The 17886-nt window shown below is 69.5% G+C and carries 10 protein-coding genes; 5 read left to right on the top strand and 5 right to left on the bottom strand.

What is annotated here, in order from left to right; genetic code table 11:
- The first annotated feature begins 85 nt into the window (after nucleotides 1-85).
- From ABEA43_RS30235 to ABEA43_RS30225, 3 genes are all read left to right on the top strand, one after another.
- Entirely contained in the window at nucleotides 86-1948 is a 1863-nt protein-coding gene (locus tag ABEA43_RS30235; protein WP_345567049.1) for a vWA domain-containing protein, read from the top strand.
- The gene (locus tag ABEA43_RS30230) at nucleotides 1939-3330 is read left to right on the top strand and encodes an extracellular solute-binding protein (protein ID WP_486348725.1); all 1392 of its coding nucleotides are present in this window, start codon (nucleotides 1939-1941) and stop codon (nucleotides 3328-3330) included. Before ABEA43_RS30235 ends, ABEA43_RS30230 begins: the two co-directional genes overlap by 10 nt.
- A 61-nt stretch (nucleotides 3331-3391) precedes the next feature.
- Nucleotides 3392-7492, top strand: coding sequence for an nSTAND1 domain-containing NTPase (locus tag ABEA43_RS30225; protein WP_345567047.1), 4101 nt, complete (start codon nucleotides 3392-3394; stop codon nucleotides 7490-7492).
- A gap of 16 nt (nucleotides 7493-7508) precedes the next feature.
- Here the strand turns inward: ABEA43_RS30225 and ABEA43_RS30220 are convergent, their stop codons facing one another.
- The 3 genes from ABEA43_RS30220 to ABEA43_RS30210 form a co-directional block, all read right to left on the bottom strand.
- Nucleotides 7509-7835 carry a hypothetical protein gene (locus ABEA43_RS30220; RefSeq protein WP_345567046.1) on the bottom strand — a complete coding sequence of 109 codons (327 nt, stop codon included), beginning with the start codon at nucleotides 7833-7835 and terminating at the stop codon, nucleotides 7509-7511.
- Nucleotides 7832-9370 carry a hypothetical protein gene (locus tag ABEA43_RS30215; protein ID WP_425570380.1) on the bottom strand — a complete coding sequence of 513 codons (1539 nt, stop codon included), beginning with the start codon at nucleotides 9368-9370 and terminating at the stop codon, nucleotides 7832-7834. Before ABEA43_RS30215 ends, ABEA43_RS30220 begins: the two co-directional genes overlap by 4 nt.
- An 87-nt stretch (nucleotides 9371-9457) precedes the next feature.
- On the bottom strand, nucleotides 9458-9877 hold the full coding sequence (locus tag ABEA43_RS30210; RefSeq protein ID WP_345567044.1) for a PrsW family glutamic-type intramembrane protease: 420 nt from the start codon (nucleotides 9875-9877) through the stop codon (nucleotides 9458-9460).
- 270 nt (nucleotides 9878-10147) lie between these two features.
- Here ABEA43_RS30210 and ABEA43_RS30205 point away from each other — a divergent pair, with 270 nt between their 5' ends.
- Entirely contained in the window at nucleotides 10148-13189 is a 3042-nt protein-coding gene (locus tag ABEA43_RS30205; RefSeq protein WP_345567042.1) for a DUF6185 family protein, read from the top strand.
- A gap of 17 nt (nucleotides 13190-13206) precedes the next feature.
- Here the strand turns inward: ABEA43_RS30205 and ABEA43_RS30200 are convergent, their stop codons facing one another.
- The gene (locus ABEA43_RS30200) at nucleotides 13207-13506 is read right to left on the bottom strand and encodes a nucleoside triphosphate pyrophosphohydrolase (protein ID WP_345567040.1); all 300 of its coding nucleotides are present in this window, start codon (nucleotides 13504-13506) and stop codon (nucleotides 13207-13209) included.
- 132 nt (nucleotides 13507-13638) lie between these two features.
- Here ABEA43_RS30200 and ABEA43_RS30195 point away from each other — a divergent pair, with 132 nt between their 5' ends.
- The gene (locus ABEA43_RS30195) at nucleotides 13639-14634 is read left to right on the top strand and encodes an HNH endonuclease (protein WP_345567038.1); all 996 of its coding nucleotides are present in this window, start codon (nucleotides 13639-13641) and stop codon (nucleotides 14632-14634) included.
- A 3-nt stretch (nucleotides 14635-14637) separates the two neighbouring features.
- Here the strand turns inward: ABEA43_RS30195 and ABEA43_RS30190 are convergent, their stop codons facing one another.
- Complete coding sequence (locus ABEA43_RS30190) at nucleotides 14638-17667, bottom strand: AAA domain-containing protein (RefSeq protein ID WP_345567036.1); 3030 nt, start codon at nucleotides 17665-17667, stop codon at nucleotides 14638-14640.
- Nucleotides 17668-17886 lie beyond the last annotated feature (219 nt).

The following is a 17886-nucleotide window of genomic DNA, read 5'->3' as shown; positions in this document are numbered from 1 at the left end:
ACACCACTCCTGCTCACCAGCCCGCAGAGACGGGGGAAGCGGATTAGGCTCGAAGTGATCCCGGTCACACCAAGGGAGTCCCTTCATGAGCCTCCCCGACGAGAACCCGGCACCTTCGACGGAGCCCGGCCGGCAGCGGATCGGCACCTCGCTGACGGCCGCCCTGATCGGCGCCCTCGCCGGCGTCGTCGTGAGCTGGGGGCTCGCGCCGTGGATCGACCTGTCCGCCACCCTGCCCCTCCCCGTACGGCTGGCGCTGCCCGTGGCGATCGGGGCCGTCGTCTGGGCCCTGCTGCACATCCCCGCGTTACGCCGCTTCTGCGAGAGGCACGCGCGCAGGATCCTGCTCGGCCTGTGGGTGCTGGCCGGAGCGGCGGCGGCCGCCGGAGCATGGGCCTTCGGGCACGCCGTCACCGCGAACGACCAGTGCCCGGCGCCCACCGAGCTGCGGCTGGTGACCGCGCCGGAGAACGTGACCGAGCTCAGCGACCGCACACAGCGGTACGTACGGGACAACCAGCGCGACGGCTGCCCCGCGCTCCGGATGACCGTGGCCGTCGTGCCGCCTCCCGTCCACCTCGCGGACGCCTTCGACAACAACTGGGAGTGGCGGGAGGACCGTCGCGGCCAGCCGTACGCCCGGCTGTACGACCTGCAGCCCGACGCCTGGGTCGCCACCTCCCGGGCTGAGCCGGCCGAGCTCAGGGCACTGGGGCTCAGGCCGCTGGGCGACGGCGCGTCGGACGCGGGCGTCGGGAAGGATCAGCTCGTCCTGGCGATGACCGAGCAGCGGCGCGCTGAGCTGGGCAAGCACATGTCCGATCCCGGCGAATACTCCTTCCGCCAGGTCTGGGACATCCTGACGACGAAGATGGGCATGACCGTCGCCCGGCCGTTCCCCGAGACCTCCGTGGCGGCGCTGATCGGCACCGCCGACGTGTTCCGCGAGCGTGAGCTGGCCGTGGGCGCGTACAAGGAGGCCGAGCAGCAGCTCGTCGAGAACGGGCTCGGCGCGGACACGGTCACCTCGTTGCTGTGCGCGTTCGGCGACCTCACCAGCCGGCCCGAACAAGATCCCAAGGTCGCGCTGCTGGTGCCGGGCCACAGCGTGGACGACTTCAACGCCGGCCTCGTCGAGGGCTGCCCGCGTACCGGCGAGCGCACCCGCCTCATCGCGGTGCGTCACCACGGCCTGAGCACCCTCGACTACCGCTACGTGAAGGTGACCTGGCCGGGGCAGCGCTCGCCCAAGCGGGAGGAGCTGGTCGACCGGTTCGGCACGTGGCTGCGCGGCCACCCGCTGTTCCCCAACGTGCCGGTGCCCAGCAAGGTCGAGGTCGACGGGGAGAAGGTCGGGCAGCTGAAGAAGCTGCTGCTGGACCGCCTGCGTCCGCTGCTCGACCTGCGGCTGATCGTGGACACGTCGGGATCGGCGGATCGCCCGGTGCGGGTCCAGGCCGCCGAGGCGTTACGCGCCCAGAGCAGGATGCTCGGGCCGCGCGACGAGCTCCAGGTGTTCGGTCTGCACGCCCGGACCAGGGACGGGCCCGCCGAGGTGACCGGCATCGCCGCCAAGAGCCGCCGCCAGCAGCTCGGCACGGTGGCCTCCACGATCGAGAACGCCGCGTTCGACCAGTGGGACGCCCCCGCCTCGGCCGGGCTCACCCTGCTCGGCACGGGTGACGAGGCGGTGGCCGCGCCGGTCGTGCTGCTGACCGACGGCCGCCTGTTCGACAACGAGGGCGGCGGCGACGCCGGGCAGGCGATCGCCGGGGCGCTCAAGGCCGCTCCCACGGTCTCGGGCCTGTACGTGATCGTCTTCGGGCAGGACCAGTGCGCCGTGACCACGCTGCGGGGCACCCGGAAGCCGTACACCTGCGTGACCGCCGGCACCGGGGCGGAAGAGGCGATCACGCGGGCCCTCATCACCGTGCGGGGGTGGCGATGACGCGGCTGCTGAAGAACCACGTCCTCTGGGCGCTCTGCTGCGGGGCCGCGCTGATGCTGCTGCTCCTGCTGCTGCAGTCCCGCGCGGCGAACGGGCCGTCCCAGCCGGGGCCGACGTCGGCCCCGGTCACCCCCGTCGCCGTGCCGTCCACGCCCCAGGAGGAATGCGGCGGCCAGGACGGCGAGCTGGTCGTGGCCACCGGCGACGACATCAGCACGGGCAGCGTGCGGCGCGAGGTGTTCGACGAGTGGAACGATCTGCTCAAGCCCGCCGGAGATCCCCCCGCCAAGCTGCTGGAGGTCTCCAACAGCACCGACGTCCGGCGCGCCCAGATGGCGGCGCTGGCCCAGTCGGGCAGCTGCGCGTACGACGTCCTCGTGCTCGACGTCGCGTGGGTGGCCGAGTTCGCCAGGCACGGCTATATCCAGCCGATCGACCTGGACGATCGGGCGGGCCGCTTCATGACCGGCCCGCTGGAGGCCGGGCAGATCGACGGGAAGCAGTACGGCATTCCGTTCGCCGCCGACGCGCCGCTGGAGTACCGCCGGCTGGACCAGCGCTCCGGCGGCTACCTGCTGCAGCTCAACGACAAGGAGATGGGCACGATCAACTTCCTGGAGATGATCGAGTTCGGCGGCGGAACGGTGCTCGACGGCGACGACGAGGTGGCCCTCGACGACGACACGTGGGCGGCTCTGACGGCGGCCGGCCGCGCCTTGTCGAGTACGGACGACAGCGCCGCCGTACTGCGCGAATCGCTTCAGGCGGACGAGGACGGCAGCATCGTGGCCTTCAAGGAGGGCCGGATCGGCGGGCAGCCGGTGTCGTACATGCGCAACTGGCCGATCGCGTTCCACCAGCTCGCGGCCGACCCGCGGATGCGTGGCCAGGACATGAGGCTGCTGTTCGACGTGCACGCACCGGCCACGGGCGGCGGCGTGCTCGGCGGCTCCGTACTGGCCCTCTCCAAACACATCAAGCCCGACAAAGTGGCCCCGGCTCTGCGCCTGATCGACCGGCTCACCAGCCAGGAGGCGCAGGGCCGGCTGTACGCCTGCGGCGGCTACGGGCCCGTGCTCACCGAGGTGTACGAGACGTACCAGGCCGGCGGCGGGCCCTCGTGCCCGCGCCAGGACGGCTCCGACATCACCAACCCGAGCCTGGACGAGCTGGCCACGCTGGCCGCGGAGATCAGGAAGTCCATCGAGCACGCCAGGCCGCGGCCCAAGTCGCCCTACTACGCCCAGTTCAGCGAGGTCTTCCGGCGGTGCGCGCGGGGCGTCTGGGAGAAGAAGGTGACGCGGGAGGCCTTCTTCTCCTCCGCCGGCATGCTGGAGGCCGCGATGAACGGCAGGACCCGTACCGACCGGCCACCCTGCTGAACCGCTCGGGTGACGAGACGTTTCGCCGCGCGATCTGGTCGCGTCTGCCTAGGGTGGGCTTGTGCCTGTTCGTACGTGGCTGGTCGCGGTGTTCGCCGACGAGGCAGGGACGTCCCCGGCCGGTTCGGGCCTGCTCGTCGCCGACGGACAGGTGCTGACCAGCGCGCACGTGATACCGCGAAACGGGATCTGCTGGGTCCGCTTCCCCCTCTCGGACGACGGCTTCACCATGTTCCCGGCCAGGTGCGGTGGCCGGCGGGACGAGGTCGAGGCCGACGTGGCGCTCCTCGACCTGGACGTCCCGCAGCCGCCCGACGTGGAGCCGGCCCCGCTGGCCCGCGTGAAGGACGCGGCGTTGCAGGGCACCCGCTGGTCGGCGTACGGATTCCCGGACGGCAGCCCGTTCGCCACCCATGCCGCGGGCACGGTCGGCGCGCAGGCCGCGTACGGATGGGTGGCCTTGCACACCGACTCCCCCAGCCCGCTCGCCCGCGGCTTCAGCGGCTCCGGGTTGTGGTCAGAGGAGCACCAGGCCGTGGTCGGGATCCTCGGCCGGTACGACGGCACCCGGGGCGGCGGCCTGGCCCTGACCCTGCACGCGGCCGACCGGCTGCTGCCCGAGGCCAGGCTGGGGTTCCGGGCGGAGCGGGCGGGCGATCTCGCCATGACGGCCTGGGGCTGGTCGCTGACCGACGACCCCGAGGCCGGCCGGCACTGGCGGCCACGGGCGCGCGGGGTATCCAGGGAGAGCGAACGCGGCCACCGGTTCACCGGGCGCGCCGAAGCGCTGAGCCGCATCGTCGCCCGGCTCGACGGCGACACGCCCGCCTACAGCGCGCTCGTGGTGACCGGTTCGCCCGGTGCGGGGAAATCGGCGGTGCTCGGCCGCATCGTCACCACCGCCGACCCGGCCCTCCGAGCGCAGCTGCCCGCCTCCGACACCGCCGTCCGCGCGACGCCGGGCTCGGTCGGCTGCGCCGTGCACGCCAAGGGCAAGACCGCGCTGGACGTCGCCGCCGAGATCGCCCGCGCCGCCGGAGTCCCGCGGCCGGAGCGGCTGGAGGACCTGGTCTCCGCGCTGGAGGCGGGGCCGCGGCTGAACCTGGTCATCGACGCGCTCGACGAGGCCGCCACGCCCGCCCAGGCCAGGGAGCTCATCGGCGGCCTCGTGGTGCCGCTGGCGGAGACGTGCCCGGACGTCCAGGTCGTGGTGGGCTGCCGGCGCCGCGATGACGAGGGTGATCTGCTGCTGCGGTTCGGGCGGGCGGGCGAGGTGCTCGACCTGGACGATCCCGCGCTGTTCCACGAGGCCGACCTCGCCCAGTACGCCCTGACCACGCTCCAGCTCGCGCGCGCCGACGGCAACCCCTACCGGGACGACGAGTCCGCCCGGCCGCTCGCCGGCCGCATCGCGACACTGTCGGAGGGGAACTTCCTGGTCGCCGGGCTCATGGCCCGCTCGCACGGCCTGCACGACACCGTGGCCGCCGGGCCTGACGAGCTGTCGTTCAGCCCGACGGTGGACGGCGCGCTGCGCGACTACCTGTCCAAGCTGGGGCCGGAGGCCGGTGAGCTGCTGACCGCGCTGGCGTTCGCGCAGGCGCCGGGGCTGACGGCCGAGCTGTGGCTGACGGCGATCCAGGCCCTGTACGGGAAGGCGCAGGACCGGGACGCCCTGGTGCGGTTCGCGCGGTCCTCGGCCGCCAACTTCCTGGTCGAGTCCGGGCGCGTGTATCGGCTCTTCCACCAGGCACTGAACGACACGCTGCGGGCGGCCAGGGAGGAGCTCAGCCCGCGCGAGGACGATGAGCGGGCGCTCGCCAGGGCCTTCATCGAGCACGGCGGACGCACCGGCTGGGAGTCCGCCCCCGGCTACCTGCTGCGCTCGCTGCCGCTGCACGCGGCCATGGGCGGCGTGGTCGACGAGCTGCTGGCCGTGGACTCGTACCCGCTGCATGCGGATCTGACCCGCCTGATACCGCCGGCCCGCAAGGCGGTCACCCCGCAGGGCCGGCGGCGCTCACGGCTGCTGCGCTCCGCCCCGCAGGCGATGACCATGAACGCGGACGAGCGGCTGGGAGCGCTGAGCATCGCCGAAGCCCTGGGCGCGCTCGGGGACACCTACCAGCGAATGCCGCATCCCTCCCCGTACCGGGCGCTGTGGGCACAAGCCGAGCCCCGCCTCGTGGAGACCGTCCTCACCGGCCACACCGGCTCCGTGACCAGCGCCTGCGCCGTAACCGTCGGCGGACGGACGCTCCTGGCCACCACGAGCTCGGACAGAACCGTCCGTCTGTGGGACGCGGCCACCGGCACGCCGATCCGCACCCTCACCGGGCACACCGCGAAGGTCACCGCCGTCTGCGCGCTCACCACCGCCGGTCAGACCGTGCTGGCCACCGCCGGCATGGACGGAACCATCCGGATCTGGGACCCCGCCACGGGCGCCCACCTGCGGACCTGCCGGGGCCACCTCCAGGGGATCACCAGCTTGTGCACGCTGACCACGGACGACCGCACGCTGCTGGTCAGCACCAGCGACGACGGGACGGCCCGGATCTGGGCCCCGGCGACCGGCCTCTGCCTGCGCGTCCTGTTCGGGAACGCCCAGGGGCTCACCTCCTCCTGCGCCCTCACCCTCGGCGGCCGCCCGTTGCTCGCCACCGGCAGCCAGGACCGCACGATCCTCCTGTGGGACCCGGACACCGGCGTCCGCCTGCACACGTTCACCGGGCACACGGAGGGGATCACCGGACACGCCCGGCGTGTCACCGGCGTCTGCGCCCTCACCGCCGGCGGGCGCACGCTCCTCGCCTCCGCCAGCCGCGACAGGACCATCCGCCTGTGGGACGCGGCCACGGGCGCCTGCCTGCACACCCTGACCGGCCACACCAGCGAGGTGACCCACGCGTGCGCCCTCACCGTGGACGGCCGCACGCTGCTGGCCACCACGGGCGGCGACCGATACGTCCGCATCTGGGATCCCGTGACCGGGGAGCAGGCCGGCAGCCTCGGCGGCCACACGGACGCGGTCACCTCAGCCTGCGCCTTCACCATCGACGCCCAGCCCTCGCCGGCCACGACCGGGAACACCGACGGTCAACCCCTGCCGGCCACGACCGCGAACGCCGACGGCCAGCCGCTGCCGGCCACGACCGCGAACGCCGACGGCCAGCCGCTGCCGGCCACGACCGGGAACGCCGACGGTCAACCGCTGCTGGCCACGACCGGGAACGACCGCACCGTGCACCTGTGGCCGGCCGACGCCGCCACGATGCTCCGGCCGCACCGGCTGCTCCCGTACGGCGTGACCGGCCTCTGCCCGATCACCGTGAACGAGCGTCCGGCGCTGGTGACGACCGGGCGGGACGGCAAGGTGCACCTCTGGGACCCGGAGAACGGCACTCACCTGCGGACCCTGGCCGGGCACACGTTCACCGTGAACGCGGCCTGCGCCGTCACCGCGAACGACCGCACCCTGCTGGCGACCGCCGGCGACGACAAGACCGTACGGGTCTGGGACCCGTCCACCGGTGAGTGCCTCCACGTCCTCACGGGCCACGACAAACCCGTCCAAGCCGTGTGCGCAGTGGGCGAAGTGCTGGTGACGACGAGCCGCGATCACACCGTACGCACGTGGGATCCGGCCACCGGCACGCCCCTCCGCACCCTGACCGGCCACGCCGGGACGGTCACCGCCGCCTGCCCCGTCCCTCCGTCCGCGCTGCTCGCCACCGCGAGCCGCGACACCACCGTCCGCCTGTGGGATCCGGCCACCGGGGCCACGAAGAGCGTCTTCGTCGCACACGAGCGAGCGGCGGTCACCGGCCTGTGCTTCCTCCCCTACGACCACCGCCCCCTCCTGGCGACCACCAGCCGCGACCGGACGGCCAAGCTCTGGGACCTGGACTCGGGCGACTGCCTGCACGTCTTCCACGGTCACACCGACACCGTCAGCGCCGCCTGCCCTGTGCTCCTGGACGGCCGCACGCTCCTCGCCACCTCCAGCTACGACCGCACGGTACGCCTGTGGGACCCGGCGACGGGCGCGTGCCTGCGAGTGGTGCCCGTCCAGCACGAGGCACTGGCGCTCGGACCGATCGCTGAAGGGGTGGCGGTGGGGTTGACTGCGGGAGTCCTGGCCGTACGCCTGTCGCGATGACCGAAACCCGTCGTCTTCATGGTTCAGCGAGCTCCCGAGCCAGCCGTGACAGCCCGTCAAGATATTCCAGAACGCCTTTCCGTTCCGGCACGGTGCTGGGCAGCGTGGCCGCCGCAACCGGAACGAGGTCGTCGCGCAGCTTACGGAGAACGGTCTCCCTCAGCCCTGCGGGCAGCAGGTCGAGATCGAACAGGCCGAGATTCTCCCGGAGGATCTCCTCCACAGTTGCCGTCACCTGCGGATCGTCCACCTCCCGCGCGACGAACCGGATGGTCCAGTCGAAGAGCCAACCGGCCGATGTCCACATCTTGTCCGGCGATAGAGCGATAGCTCCGGCCATCATGCACCTACCAAGAAGACCCGCGGGCCGAGATTCTGGATGAACTGCTGGACCTTCGCGACCTGCCCCGGCGTGAACTTGCTGACGTCCACGGGGACGAGATCCACCTTCTGGAGATGATCCAGGATCGCTTGTTGCAGACGCGGCCGCTGCCTGTCGAAGAACTGGCTGGGGAAATTGCCTACCGCGTCGTAGGTTACGCCCTTGCTGTCCAGCCAGTCGGCCCCGACATGCTTGGACCGGGTGAGGGTGAGGCCGAGCTGTTGCTCGATCCGTTGCGCGGTCTCCATCTCGACCGGCCGGAACTGCCCGGTGGCCGGGTCCACGCCGAGATCGTGCAAGCGCGCCTGCTCGGCGGCGCTGGGCGAGCCGCCGCCGGACTCTCCGTTGTCGCCGCCCTGTTCCGGAGTGGCTTGGGAGAGCAGGATGCCGGTGAAGCCGAGTGCCTCCAAGGTGATGAAGCCGGTCGTGATGGTGGGCACCGCGACCAGGCCGCCGCCCGCCAGGCCGATCAGGCCCGCGGGTGGGAAGAGGACGAACCCGGCCAGCAACAGCGCGAGCCCGCCGTACAGCAGGAGGTCGTTCAGGGCGTTGAGGACATGTGCGTTGGAGATGACGTGCTGGTCAGGGCGGGCACCTCTGAGCCAGGAGGTGAGGGTGACGGCACCGAGCAGCAGCGTTCCCGTTCCGGCCAGGAGGCGTAACTGCACTCTGGTGGCGCGCTCGGTCAGGGTGTCGCGCCAGGCCAGGGCGAGGCTGCGCACGGCGATCGCCAGGTGCCAGATCACCAGGGCCAGCCCGACCCCGGACAGGGCGAGAAGCAGCGGGAAGACCACCGGTCCTGCCAGCGCTCGCTGAACGTCGGCCAGCTCCGGTGTGGCGCCCAGCACAAAGTACGCCAGCACCGGGAGGGCGAGGACAGCCCAGATCAGCAGCATCCATGGCCCTCTCCGGCCGCGGCCGGAGAGACGCTGGGACAGGCCGGCGCGCAGGCCGACCCCGCGCCACGATATGAAGGTGGGGCTGGCCTGCATCTTGGCGCATGCGGCGGACGCCAGGTCGCGCTCCGCTGCGCGGCCTGCGTACCAGGCGGTGCGGCGCAGGAGCACGTACCGGTGGGCGACCATCGCGGTGCACGGCGGGCGGATCAGCGCATAACGCCCGACCGTGGCCAGGGACGACAACGCGGTAGGGCGTTCACCCGCCAGCAGGAGTTGGGGGGAGGCGACCTTGCCCCGTCGCAGCGCTCTGCTGTCGGACCAGATCGCGAAGGCGAGCGCGAGGAACGGCCAGAGGCCAAGCAGCGGCTCGACCGCGACGAACGGCTGCGCGAGCGCATCTCCGACCGTGCTGCGTGCTGTGCGAGCCACGTCGAAATTGTGCGCGGCGTGCGCGCCCGCGACCAGCACCAGCGGCATGAACCCGAGCAGCCGGGCAGGACCGCGCCAACGCAGCAGCATCCCCACGCCGAGGCTGGCCAGCGCCGACCACGCGATGTGGAAGCCCGTGTCGGGGCCGCTCGGGAACATCTCGGACACGGAGTACGGCGCCGGTAACCACGAGGTCAGGGCCTGTTCGACACCTGGGATGTAGGAGGGCTTGATGCCGCTCGGCAGCCGCCACCCCTATGGGAAAGCGAGTGCCGCACCGGATCGGCCGCCATAGTAGAGCAACGCCTCCATCAGCCCGAATCCGGCGCCCAGCGCGGACCCCACCAGCAGGTGGTCCGTGAGCCGCCATTGCACCCTGGCCCGCGATCGGCAGCCGATGACCACGAGCGGCGTGATCTTGACCAGCTCTTCGAGGACCGGGTCCACCGTGTAGCCGGCGATCGTCACGATGTCGTTCAGTCCGCGGCCGGTGAGTGCGGACAGGGAGCGGGTGTAGACGAACTGGAGGAGCACGGCGATCATCGCGCAGCCGTACAGACCGGATCCGACGGCCAGCGCGAGGGTGCCGAGCCGTACGGTACGGGTCGCCGAGCCCAGGGCGGCGAGTTGGAGCACGCCGCAGGCGGTGGCGAACGCCATGAGCAGAGCCAGCATCGCACCCCCGAAGTGGGTGAGGTCGATCGCGGCGGGGCCGACCCTACGGGGCGCTGTGGTGGGGCGGGAAGCGAATGCGCAACGGATATGGGCTTGTTGCCGACGGCTGCTCCGTAGACGATCGTTCATTGCCTTACTACGCCCAGCGTTAAGAAGGGCGACGACGACCTCGGCGTGCCCATCGGGTCAGTACGACGGTTCACGGCGGGCGGCAAGTACTTCATACTTCCAACACGTTGGCTCGGGAGCTACCACTCTGGGGGAGACCCGTTGGAGGATCCGCGTCTCGGAAACCGTGCGATATTGGGCGAGTTGAGTGATGCAGCAGCCCGCGAGACGCGGAAACGCCGAAGCCTGTTTACGGCCATCCGGTATCGGCGAGCGATCAACCGTGCCGAGCAGTCGCAGCCCGTCCACGGAGATCTGGACCACATCAAGCGCGGCCTCGCCACCGCCGTAGAGATCGAGTCAGCGGTCTCATCGCTGCTGGCCGACAACGCCTTCTGGGTCGTGGCGACGGCAGGGAACTACGATGCCCTCTCGCGACTGAGCAAGGAACGTCTCGTCGCCCTGGCGTATCTCCAGCACCAGAACGTCGAGGTCGTCCTGACCCAGCTGGGTCAGGAGCCGTCGACTGCGTCGCGGCTGGGACAAGACCTTCAGGACACGTTCACCCACCTAGCAGGCGGCCCGGCACCTCCCGGCTTCACCATGCGGCAGGCACAAGAGCACTTGCTGGTTTTCAACTTCCACCTCCGTCGGCTGATCAAGCAGATGGAGCTGTCCGTGCATCCTCCATGGCCAGAGAGACGCTCCCGTCGGAGGCTGATCTGGGGGTTCGTTACCCGGCAGGCAGTCGTCATCCTTTCGGTCGTGCCGCTGCTATCGATCATTCTTGATATCCGGTCTCCGCTGCCTTTCGGAGTGCGTCCCTACGGAAACACCACCAGACTGGTCGCGCTTCTTCTAACAGGGGTCGTGCTACTCGCTCATGGGCTCTGGGCCTGGCACGGTCGCAAAAAGCGCCACGAAGCCCCTTCACGCTCACTGCTCTCCCGTAGAAGCGTGGTCGCCCTGCAGTTCACGCTCTTCGCGACTCTCATCGTCGCCCCCATCGCAATCTCCTTCGGACGCCTCAGTTACGAAGAGTTCCAGTTGCCCCCCGACTGCACACTGGCGCGGCACTTTGACCTGCGTGCGACGGCCAGCCTGCTGGTGAAGACAGACGGACAGAACGTCCCCACGCTCATCAGCACTGTCACCTACGATCTCCCGCTGAGCTCGCCCATCGCGGGCGCCTTGCTCGGCCATCAGCGGTCAAGGAGTTTCGAGTATGTCCTCAACTGTCTGGCCCTCGGCCGCAACGATAAGGAGCTTCGCAGGAAACCAGTGAGCGTGGTCGTCGCCAATCAGCATGTACGAGTGGCCGACACAGTCGAGGCTCAGGTGGCGGATCTCGCGGAGGAGGCTGTCGCGTCCATCGGCCCATGGAATGCCTTCATCAATGAGACGACCTGGTCCTTTATCCTGACCAAGCCTGAGATGTTCGGCGATACGCGGTGGCAGGACATCACCGTCAAAGCGCCACCCGGTTGGCTGGGTACAATCGCACCCGACCCCGAGCAGGCGGACGCTGCTGGAGCCGCATGGACGACGTATCGCACTGGTGAACTGGTTTTCGTCGCACTCCATCCGGACGGGCGCGCGCGCTCGGTCGCGATGGCGGGCAAACTGCCTTACAGCCTCGTCTCATGGTTCTCGTACGAGCTATGTGGCGTGGCCGTCCTGGTGTGGGCTTATCTGACCCTACGCAAGAGTAGAACACCGGACAGGCCCAAGCCCGCAGCGCTGTCAGTCTCAGTAAGGGTGCCTACAGCGGTGGCCGACATGCGCCGTGTCAGGGTACTTCTTGGACTAACTCTGTCGGGCACGACGATCTTGGCCGTCGACACTATCGCCTTTCAGCTAGTCACTGACAAGGGGGAATGGACGCCTTACTGGCTGACCTCCATGCTCAGCTACACCGCCTTGTGCGCCGTCATCGCGCTAATCGGAGGGATTTCACCGACCGCAGTCGCAGGTCTAGCTTGTGTGGCAAGCGCATTCCTCATCGCGGCCTTATCAGTGACCGACAAAGCGACGCAGACAATCTATTCAGGCGTGCCTCTCGTGATCGTCGCCTGGTTCGCGGTCGGCGGAGTGGTCAGTTTGCTGGCCACTGCCATGCGACCGCCGGAATGGCGCGGGCGGCCGACCGCTTCCGTGCTGGTCATCGGGGCCGTGTTAACCGTCGTGACCGGTCTTTGGTACGTCGCGCTCCACACCGTGCGGTTCTCCGACCAACTCGGCATCGCTGCGGTGCCTGAATCTATGAGGCGGCTTTGGTGGCGCGTCGTCTGGTTTCCGTGGGAGACAGTGCTCGCGCTGGACGAGATCATCTGGATCTTACCCATCATTGCAATGGCAGCTCTGCTGAAGAGGAGGGCCAAATACGCCGCGCCCGAGCTCGACGGTCCGGATCGCCACAGCGTGATCTGGCTCTTCTGCGTCTCAACGATGGCGTGGGAAGCCTACACGGCGGGACTTTGGCTGCCGCTCAGCATTCTGGTGGCAGCGCCTGTTCTCAGCGTCCTACTGACGCTGAGCAGGCGTTGGGTCGTCCTGCGGCGTCCGCTCAGCTTGTCCCCGCGTCCTGTCGACGCACCGTACGAGATGGCGCGGGCGGTGGGGCCGGAACTCCAGGTCGGTTCCACCGCGGCCCTGGGTGGAAAGATCGCCCTTGCGCTGGGGCTGCTGCCCACGGCCTGGTTCACCTGGGTCGAGTTGTCTGGACCGCACTGGGACATCATTGGTCGCTGGGCATTCATGGGAATCTGGATGCCGTCGTTGATAGTCGTTGGTCTGCTCACCTGGTTTGCGGCCGGTTTCGTCCTCGGACTCCTCTGGAGGGAGCTACCTGGCAAGATCAGCCTGTACAAATCGCTGCCGCTCGTTCTTGCCCACGCAGCCGGGGCTCTGACGCAGATCACCGCCGACTGGTTGCTGGGCCAGGAACCAGCATGGGGCGCGTTGCAGCGGTCGCTGTTCATTTGGGCGATTCTCATCATCACCGGTTTCGGGATCGAGTACACGACCATGCGTCGGCTGTCCCCGGGGATCACCCTCGCCCGCTTCTATGGGTACGAGGGACGGTTCCAGGGTTTGCGGACACTCGCTCCTCAACTGCTCGCCGTCGCCTTCCTGGTTTATGCGATCCTGCGGCCGGAACAGGGTTTCATCCAGTTTGACCCCGGCCAGCTGATGAAACGCTGAGACCTCTCGGCAGCGGGTCAAGCCAGGTAGAGGCGGTCTTGGAAGCCGCCCCGCTCCTCCCGCTTGGCCTTCGCCGTCTTCTCGATCGCCGCCCATTCGTACCGGTTCGCCGCGGCCAACGCCCGAAGCACCTCGTACACATCAGCGATCTCCTCGGCCACCTCCATCGGAGAGGCTTCGCTGACCTCAGTCGCCTCCTCGAACAGCTTCGCGACCAGAGCCGCGCGATATTCCGCCTCCCCCAGCACGGTCACCGCCGGCTCCCGGCCGTCCTGCCGGATGATGTCCGGAATCTTGTCCCGCACTAGCTTCCCCATGCCCCACCGTCCTGCATCCTGCTGTTGCGTTCGCGAGATCCCTGAGCCTACTGAGCACCAGTGACATTCCCCCTGATCACGAACTACCCTGAACAACCAGATCGCGATCAAGACGGGCATCAACGGATGACTGTGGAGTTTTTTCGCACGGAGCCCACCGCCCGCTCCTCCTGGCGGCTGGCGGTCCTGATGGGGCTGAACGCCCGGACGTACAAGTTCGCGTTGGGCGAGGCTCTCCTGGGAGCCGCAGCCGAAGGACGGACGGACATCCTGCTCAGCGAGCTCGCCAAGCCGTACGCCATGAGCTTGGTGAATCATCTGGCCCACGCCCCGCAAGCGCCAGCGGGCACGGTCGTACGCGACTCGGATCCGCTGGCCGTGGCGCGGCGGGAGGCCCCCGAGTCCATCCGGCTCGGCGCGCCGACCGACGAACTGCTCGCCGTCTCGATGAAGTCGATGCCGGTCATGGTCATGCAGAAGTTCCACAACCTGCCCGGAGGCGGCGAGGTGCCGCATCGGTTCTACGAGGTGACCGGGGCTGGCCGGCAGGGCGTGGTCCGGCTGAGCGATCACCTTCGCGAGGTGGCGCTGGCCGAACAGGCGGCGAGCTTGCGGGAGGAACTGGCAGCGCGGTGGAGCATCGTCGAAACGTCCTTCGCGGCCGAGGTGGGAAGGAGCCTGATCCAGGAGGGCGTCGCGGTCGACCTGGACACACTGAGAATCGTCGACAAGCAGCGGCGCAGGCCGGTCACGGGTCTCACCGCCTCCGTCATCGGGTTCCAGCACGGTCGCTGCGTCATCTGCGCGGAACCGCTCATTCCTGGCACGGACGAGGTCGCGGTCGATCACGTCTTCCCGTACTCGTTCAAGCGCCTGATCGACCAGGCCATCGACCTCGACGCGATCTGGAACCTCGCCCCCGCCCACGCCGCCTGCAACCTGCGAAAGAGCAACCAGCCTCCCGACCACGGCCAGCTCGCTCGCCTGGCGCAGCGCAACGAGGCGATCATGCAGTCGCCGCATCCGCTGAAGCGCACTCTCCAGATAACGCTGCAGCGTCACGGTTTCAAAGGCGCGGGCGCCGGGGAGTGGCCCCGGTTCATCCGGCAGGTGCGCGATCTCATCTAGGGCTCAGGCCTCGCCGGCCGGAAGCCAGCGTTGGAGGAGGGGCTCAGGGACCGTGGCATCGACGCGCCACATCTTCCGGCTGCCGTCCCACGCGTACTTCACGCCGGCTGCGCGCATGTCCTGCTTGAACGCCTCCCTGTCGTCGTACGGGACGCGAATGTAGCGGCTGCCGTCCACCACGACGCCGGAGCCGGCCTCCGCGCCGGCCGGCGGCCCCGGTCGCCACTGCCGGGCGGGACGTTCCATCCGCGCGTGCTCGACGATGTGGCGTACCCGCCGGCAGGCCGTCGGATCCGTGATCCGCATCATCAGGTCGGTGGGCCCGATGTTGGCCAGGAGGTTGAGCGAGCCGTGCCAGAGCACGTTGTCGTCGATGATGAGGACCTTCTCGTGCATGCGATCCCGTACGGTGACCTGGCATCCGGCGCCCTCCAGGTCGCGGACGAGAGCCGCTCTGCGCGGGTCCTCCGACTGATCGCGGGTGTGGACGGTGACCCGTACGCCGGCCTGGATCCGCGGGGCCAGCCGGGCGAGCCACTTCTTCACCGGCTGCGGATCGAGGAAGGCGCAGAAGACGTCGATGCTGCCGCGGGCACGGTCAAGGTCCCATTCGACGGCCCTGGGCACCTCGTCCGCGGGGAAGAAGGCCGGCCGGGCCAGCTCGTCGTCGGCGAGACCCGCCAGGTCCCCCGCGGAGCGAAACGGCACGAGATCGTCGACCGGCAGTGAGCGGGCGTGGCGTTCGAGGTGGTCGAGCATGCGGCCGGCTTCGCTGGCGGGGCTCAGCTTCGCGTGCAGGAACTGGGTGTCCGCGACGACGATGAGGTGATCCTGCGCACGGCTGAGCGCGACGTTGAGCAGGCGGCAGGTGTGGGAGGCCAAGCCTGTGTGCTCGTAGAAGTAGCCCAGCTTTCCGCCGGCTCCCGCGACCGTGTCGATCACGACGAGGGGCCGCTGGCTGCCCTGGAAGCGGTGGACGGTGTCGACCAGGCCCTCGTAGTCCTGGCCGAACCGGTACTGGAGGCTGCCGCGAAGAGCTCTCACCTGATCCTTGTACGGGGCGATGACCGCCATCCGGTCGGTCGGTCGCTGATCGTGCCATTTCCTGGCCGGCAGGACGTCGTCGTACTGCAGGCCGCGGATGAGCTCATGAATGACGGCCTCGTGGACCGAATTGGTGGTGTGGGCGCCGTACGAGAGGCGGCGCGGGGCGGTGTCGACGAGGATCAACGGGCTGTCCAGCAGCGGCGATGACGGGAGCCTGCTCTGGTCGTCGCGGCCGGAGCGCAGCGGCGAGTCGGGGTACGCGACGACGTTGACGACGTCGCAGATGGCCGGACGCATGCGGTATTGGGTGTCCAGGCACACCATCCGAGGATCGTCGCGCCGGGCCGAGCCCGCGGCGTCCACCAGGCCCGCGGTCGCGAAGGCGTCACGGTCCATCCACAGCTTGGCGTGGTCCTTGTCCTGAGGGGTGGCCTCCCGGTCACCGGAGGCGCGGGTCACCGCGGGGAGCTGGCGGAAGTCCCCGGCGACGATCACGCGCCTGCTCGCGAGGCCGGCGGCGCACCAGGCCGAAGGCAGGTTGACCATGCCGGCCTCGTCGATGATCACCACGTCCGTCGAGTCGAGCAGTTTGCGGGACTGCACCGCCTTGGCCACCGTGGTGCCCAAGACGCGGCAGTTCTTCCGTACCGCCTCAGTGATCTTCTGCAGCTTCTGCTCCAGCGCGGTGAGCTGCTGCCGCAGCAGGTCGGATGCCTTCCGGACGGGTCCTGGCGCCGGGATCGTGCGGACCTGGTCGCGCAGGATCGTGAATTCCCGTTCGAGCGCGCCGGTCCTGCTCGCGTGGTGCTGGTGTGCGGCACGGGCGTCGCTCAGGTGCTGATCGAGGGTGGCCAGGGTGTTGCGGTGCTCCCAGTGAGCGCGGCCCAGGTCGTCGAGCTTGGCCTGCTTTCTTTTCGCGAACATGCCGGACGGGACACCGAGCTCCCGCATCTGCCGCTCGATGTCCGCCAGGGCGGATCGGCTGGCTCGGAGTTGCCCCTGGACGGTCATGATGCGCCGGCCGGCGTCGTCTCGTTGGGCGGACGCGGTGCGGAGGTCTTCTCCGACGCGTTCCGCCTCGGTGTGCACGGCGAGGATCTCCCGATTGGCCTCCAGGCGTTCGCGGGCGGCGGCGATCTGTACGGTCACCTCCTCCGACATCCGCCCGGCGATCCTGGCCGGGTCGATCTGATCGCCGAACTTGGCGGCCAGCGAGGGCAGCTCGATCTCCCCCGCGCGCTGAACGAGGCCTTCGCCGAAGGTCTCCTCGCCGGACAGCAGGTCGCAGATGCGCTCCAGCGCCTGGTCCACAGCCACCTTGGTCGGAGCGAGGAACAGGACGCGCAACTGCTGCCGGTAACAGCCCTCGGCGATCGCGGCGACCACGTCGGTCTTGCCGGTGCCCGGCGGCCCCCAGATGAAGGTCAGATCGCTGCCCAGAGCCTGCTCGATCGCCTGCCGCTGTGCGGCGTTGAGCCGCCGGTCCCGGTAGTCGCGGATGAAGTCGCCGGGGGTGGTGCACCGGGCCAGGCGCGGCTTTCCCGCGCCGAGCAGCCAGCCCGCGGTCGTGAGGTTGACGGGGCTGTTGTCGCTCCCGCTCGCACCCTCCAGCCGGTCGATCATGGATTCGAGCCCCGCCGTCTCGTCCTTGCGCAGCTGGGCGTTGAACGGCTCGCTCCCCAGGTCAGCCCCGGTGCGGACCTTGACCTTGCCGTCCTGCATCCGGGTCACCTCGGCGCGCTCCCAGGAAGCCCGGGAACGGGACCCGCGGATGAGGAGTTTCTCCCCGGCGAGCGACTGCTTCCAGGCTCTGCATGAGAACAGGTACTCGCGCGTCTCCCCGTCGCCACCGACTCGGCGCCCGGCGGACAGGGAGACCTTCTCACCGTCACCATCGGCGCGGAGCTCGGCGGCGATCTCCAGGCGTACGGCCCGCGACAGCTCATCGACGGGGAAGGGCCGCTGCTGGGTGCCTTTGCCGTTCATCGCGCTCCCGGGGGTTAGGAGGTCGGTGTAACCGTGCGGCTTAGGAACGTACCCGCGACGACTACTCTCCGGAACGTGACGATCACCATAAGATTCCGGCGGGCATCGCAAACGGGAGATCGGACTGCGGGTTGACGCCGACCACCCGAATGCCGAAATGCTCCTCTTCGGGATAACTGCCGGGATCGTCGTCAAGCACGGTTCTTCCGTGCAAAGTCG

Source organism: Nonomuraea rosea, from assembly GCF_039539705.1.
In the GTDB taxonomy this organism is placed as follows: domain Bacteria; phylum Actinomycetota; class Actinomycetes; order Streptosporangiales; family Streptosporangiaceae; genus Nonomuraea; species Nonomuraea rosea.
Note: the sequence above shows the minus strand (reverse complement) of the source record. Positions and strands in the feature narration are given on the sequence as shown.

What these genes read in the sequence shown, in the direction of transcription:
- ABEA43_RS30220 (WP_345567046.1), bottom strand. Translation starts at nt 7,835, where the DNA reads ATGATGGCCGGAGCTATCGCTCTATCGCCGGACAAGATGTGGACATCG.
- ABEA43_RS30210 (WP_345567044.1), bottom strand. Translation starts at nt 9,877, where the DNA reads ATGCTGGCTCTGCTCATGGCGTTCGCCACCGCCTGCGGCGTGCTCCAA.
- ABEA43_RS30190 (WP_345567036.1), bottom strand. Translation starts at nt 17,667, where the DNA reads ATGAACGGCAAAGGCACCCAGCAGCGGCCCTTCCCCGTCGATGAGCTG.
- ABEA43_RS30235 (WP_345567049.1), top strand. Translation starts at nt 86, where the DNA reads ATGAGCCTCCCCGACGAGAACCCGGCACCTTCGACGGAGCCCGGCCGG.
- ABEA43_RS30200 (WP_345567040.1), bottom strand. Translation starts at nt 13,506, where the DNA reads ATGGGGAAGCTAGTGCGGGACAAGATTCCGGACATCATCCGGCAGGAC.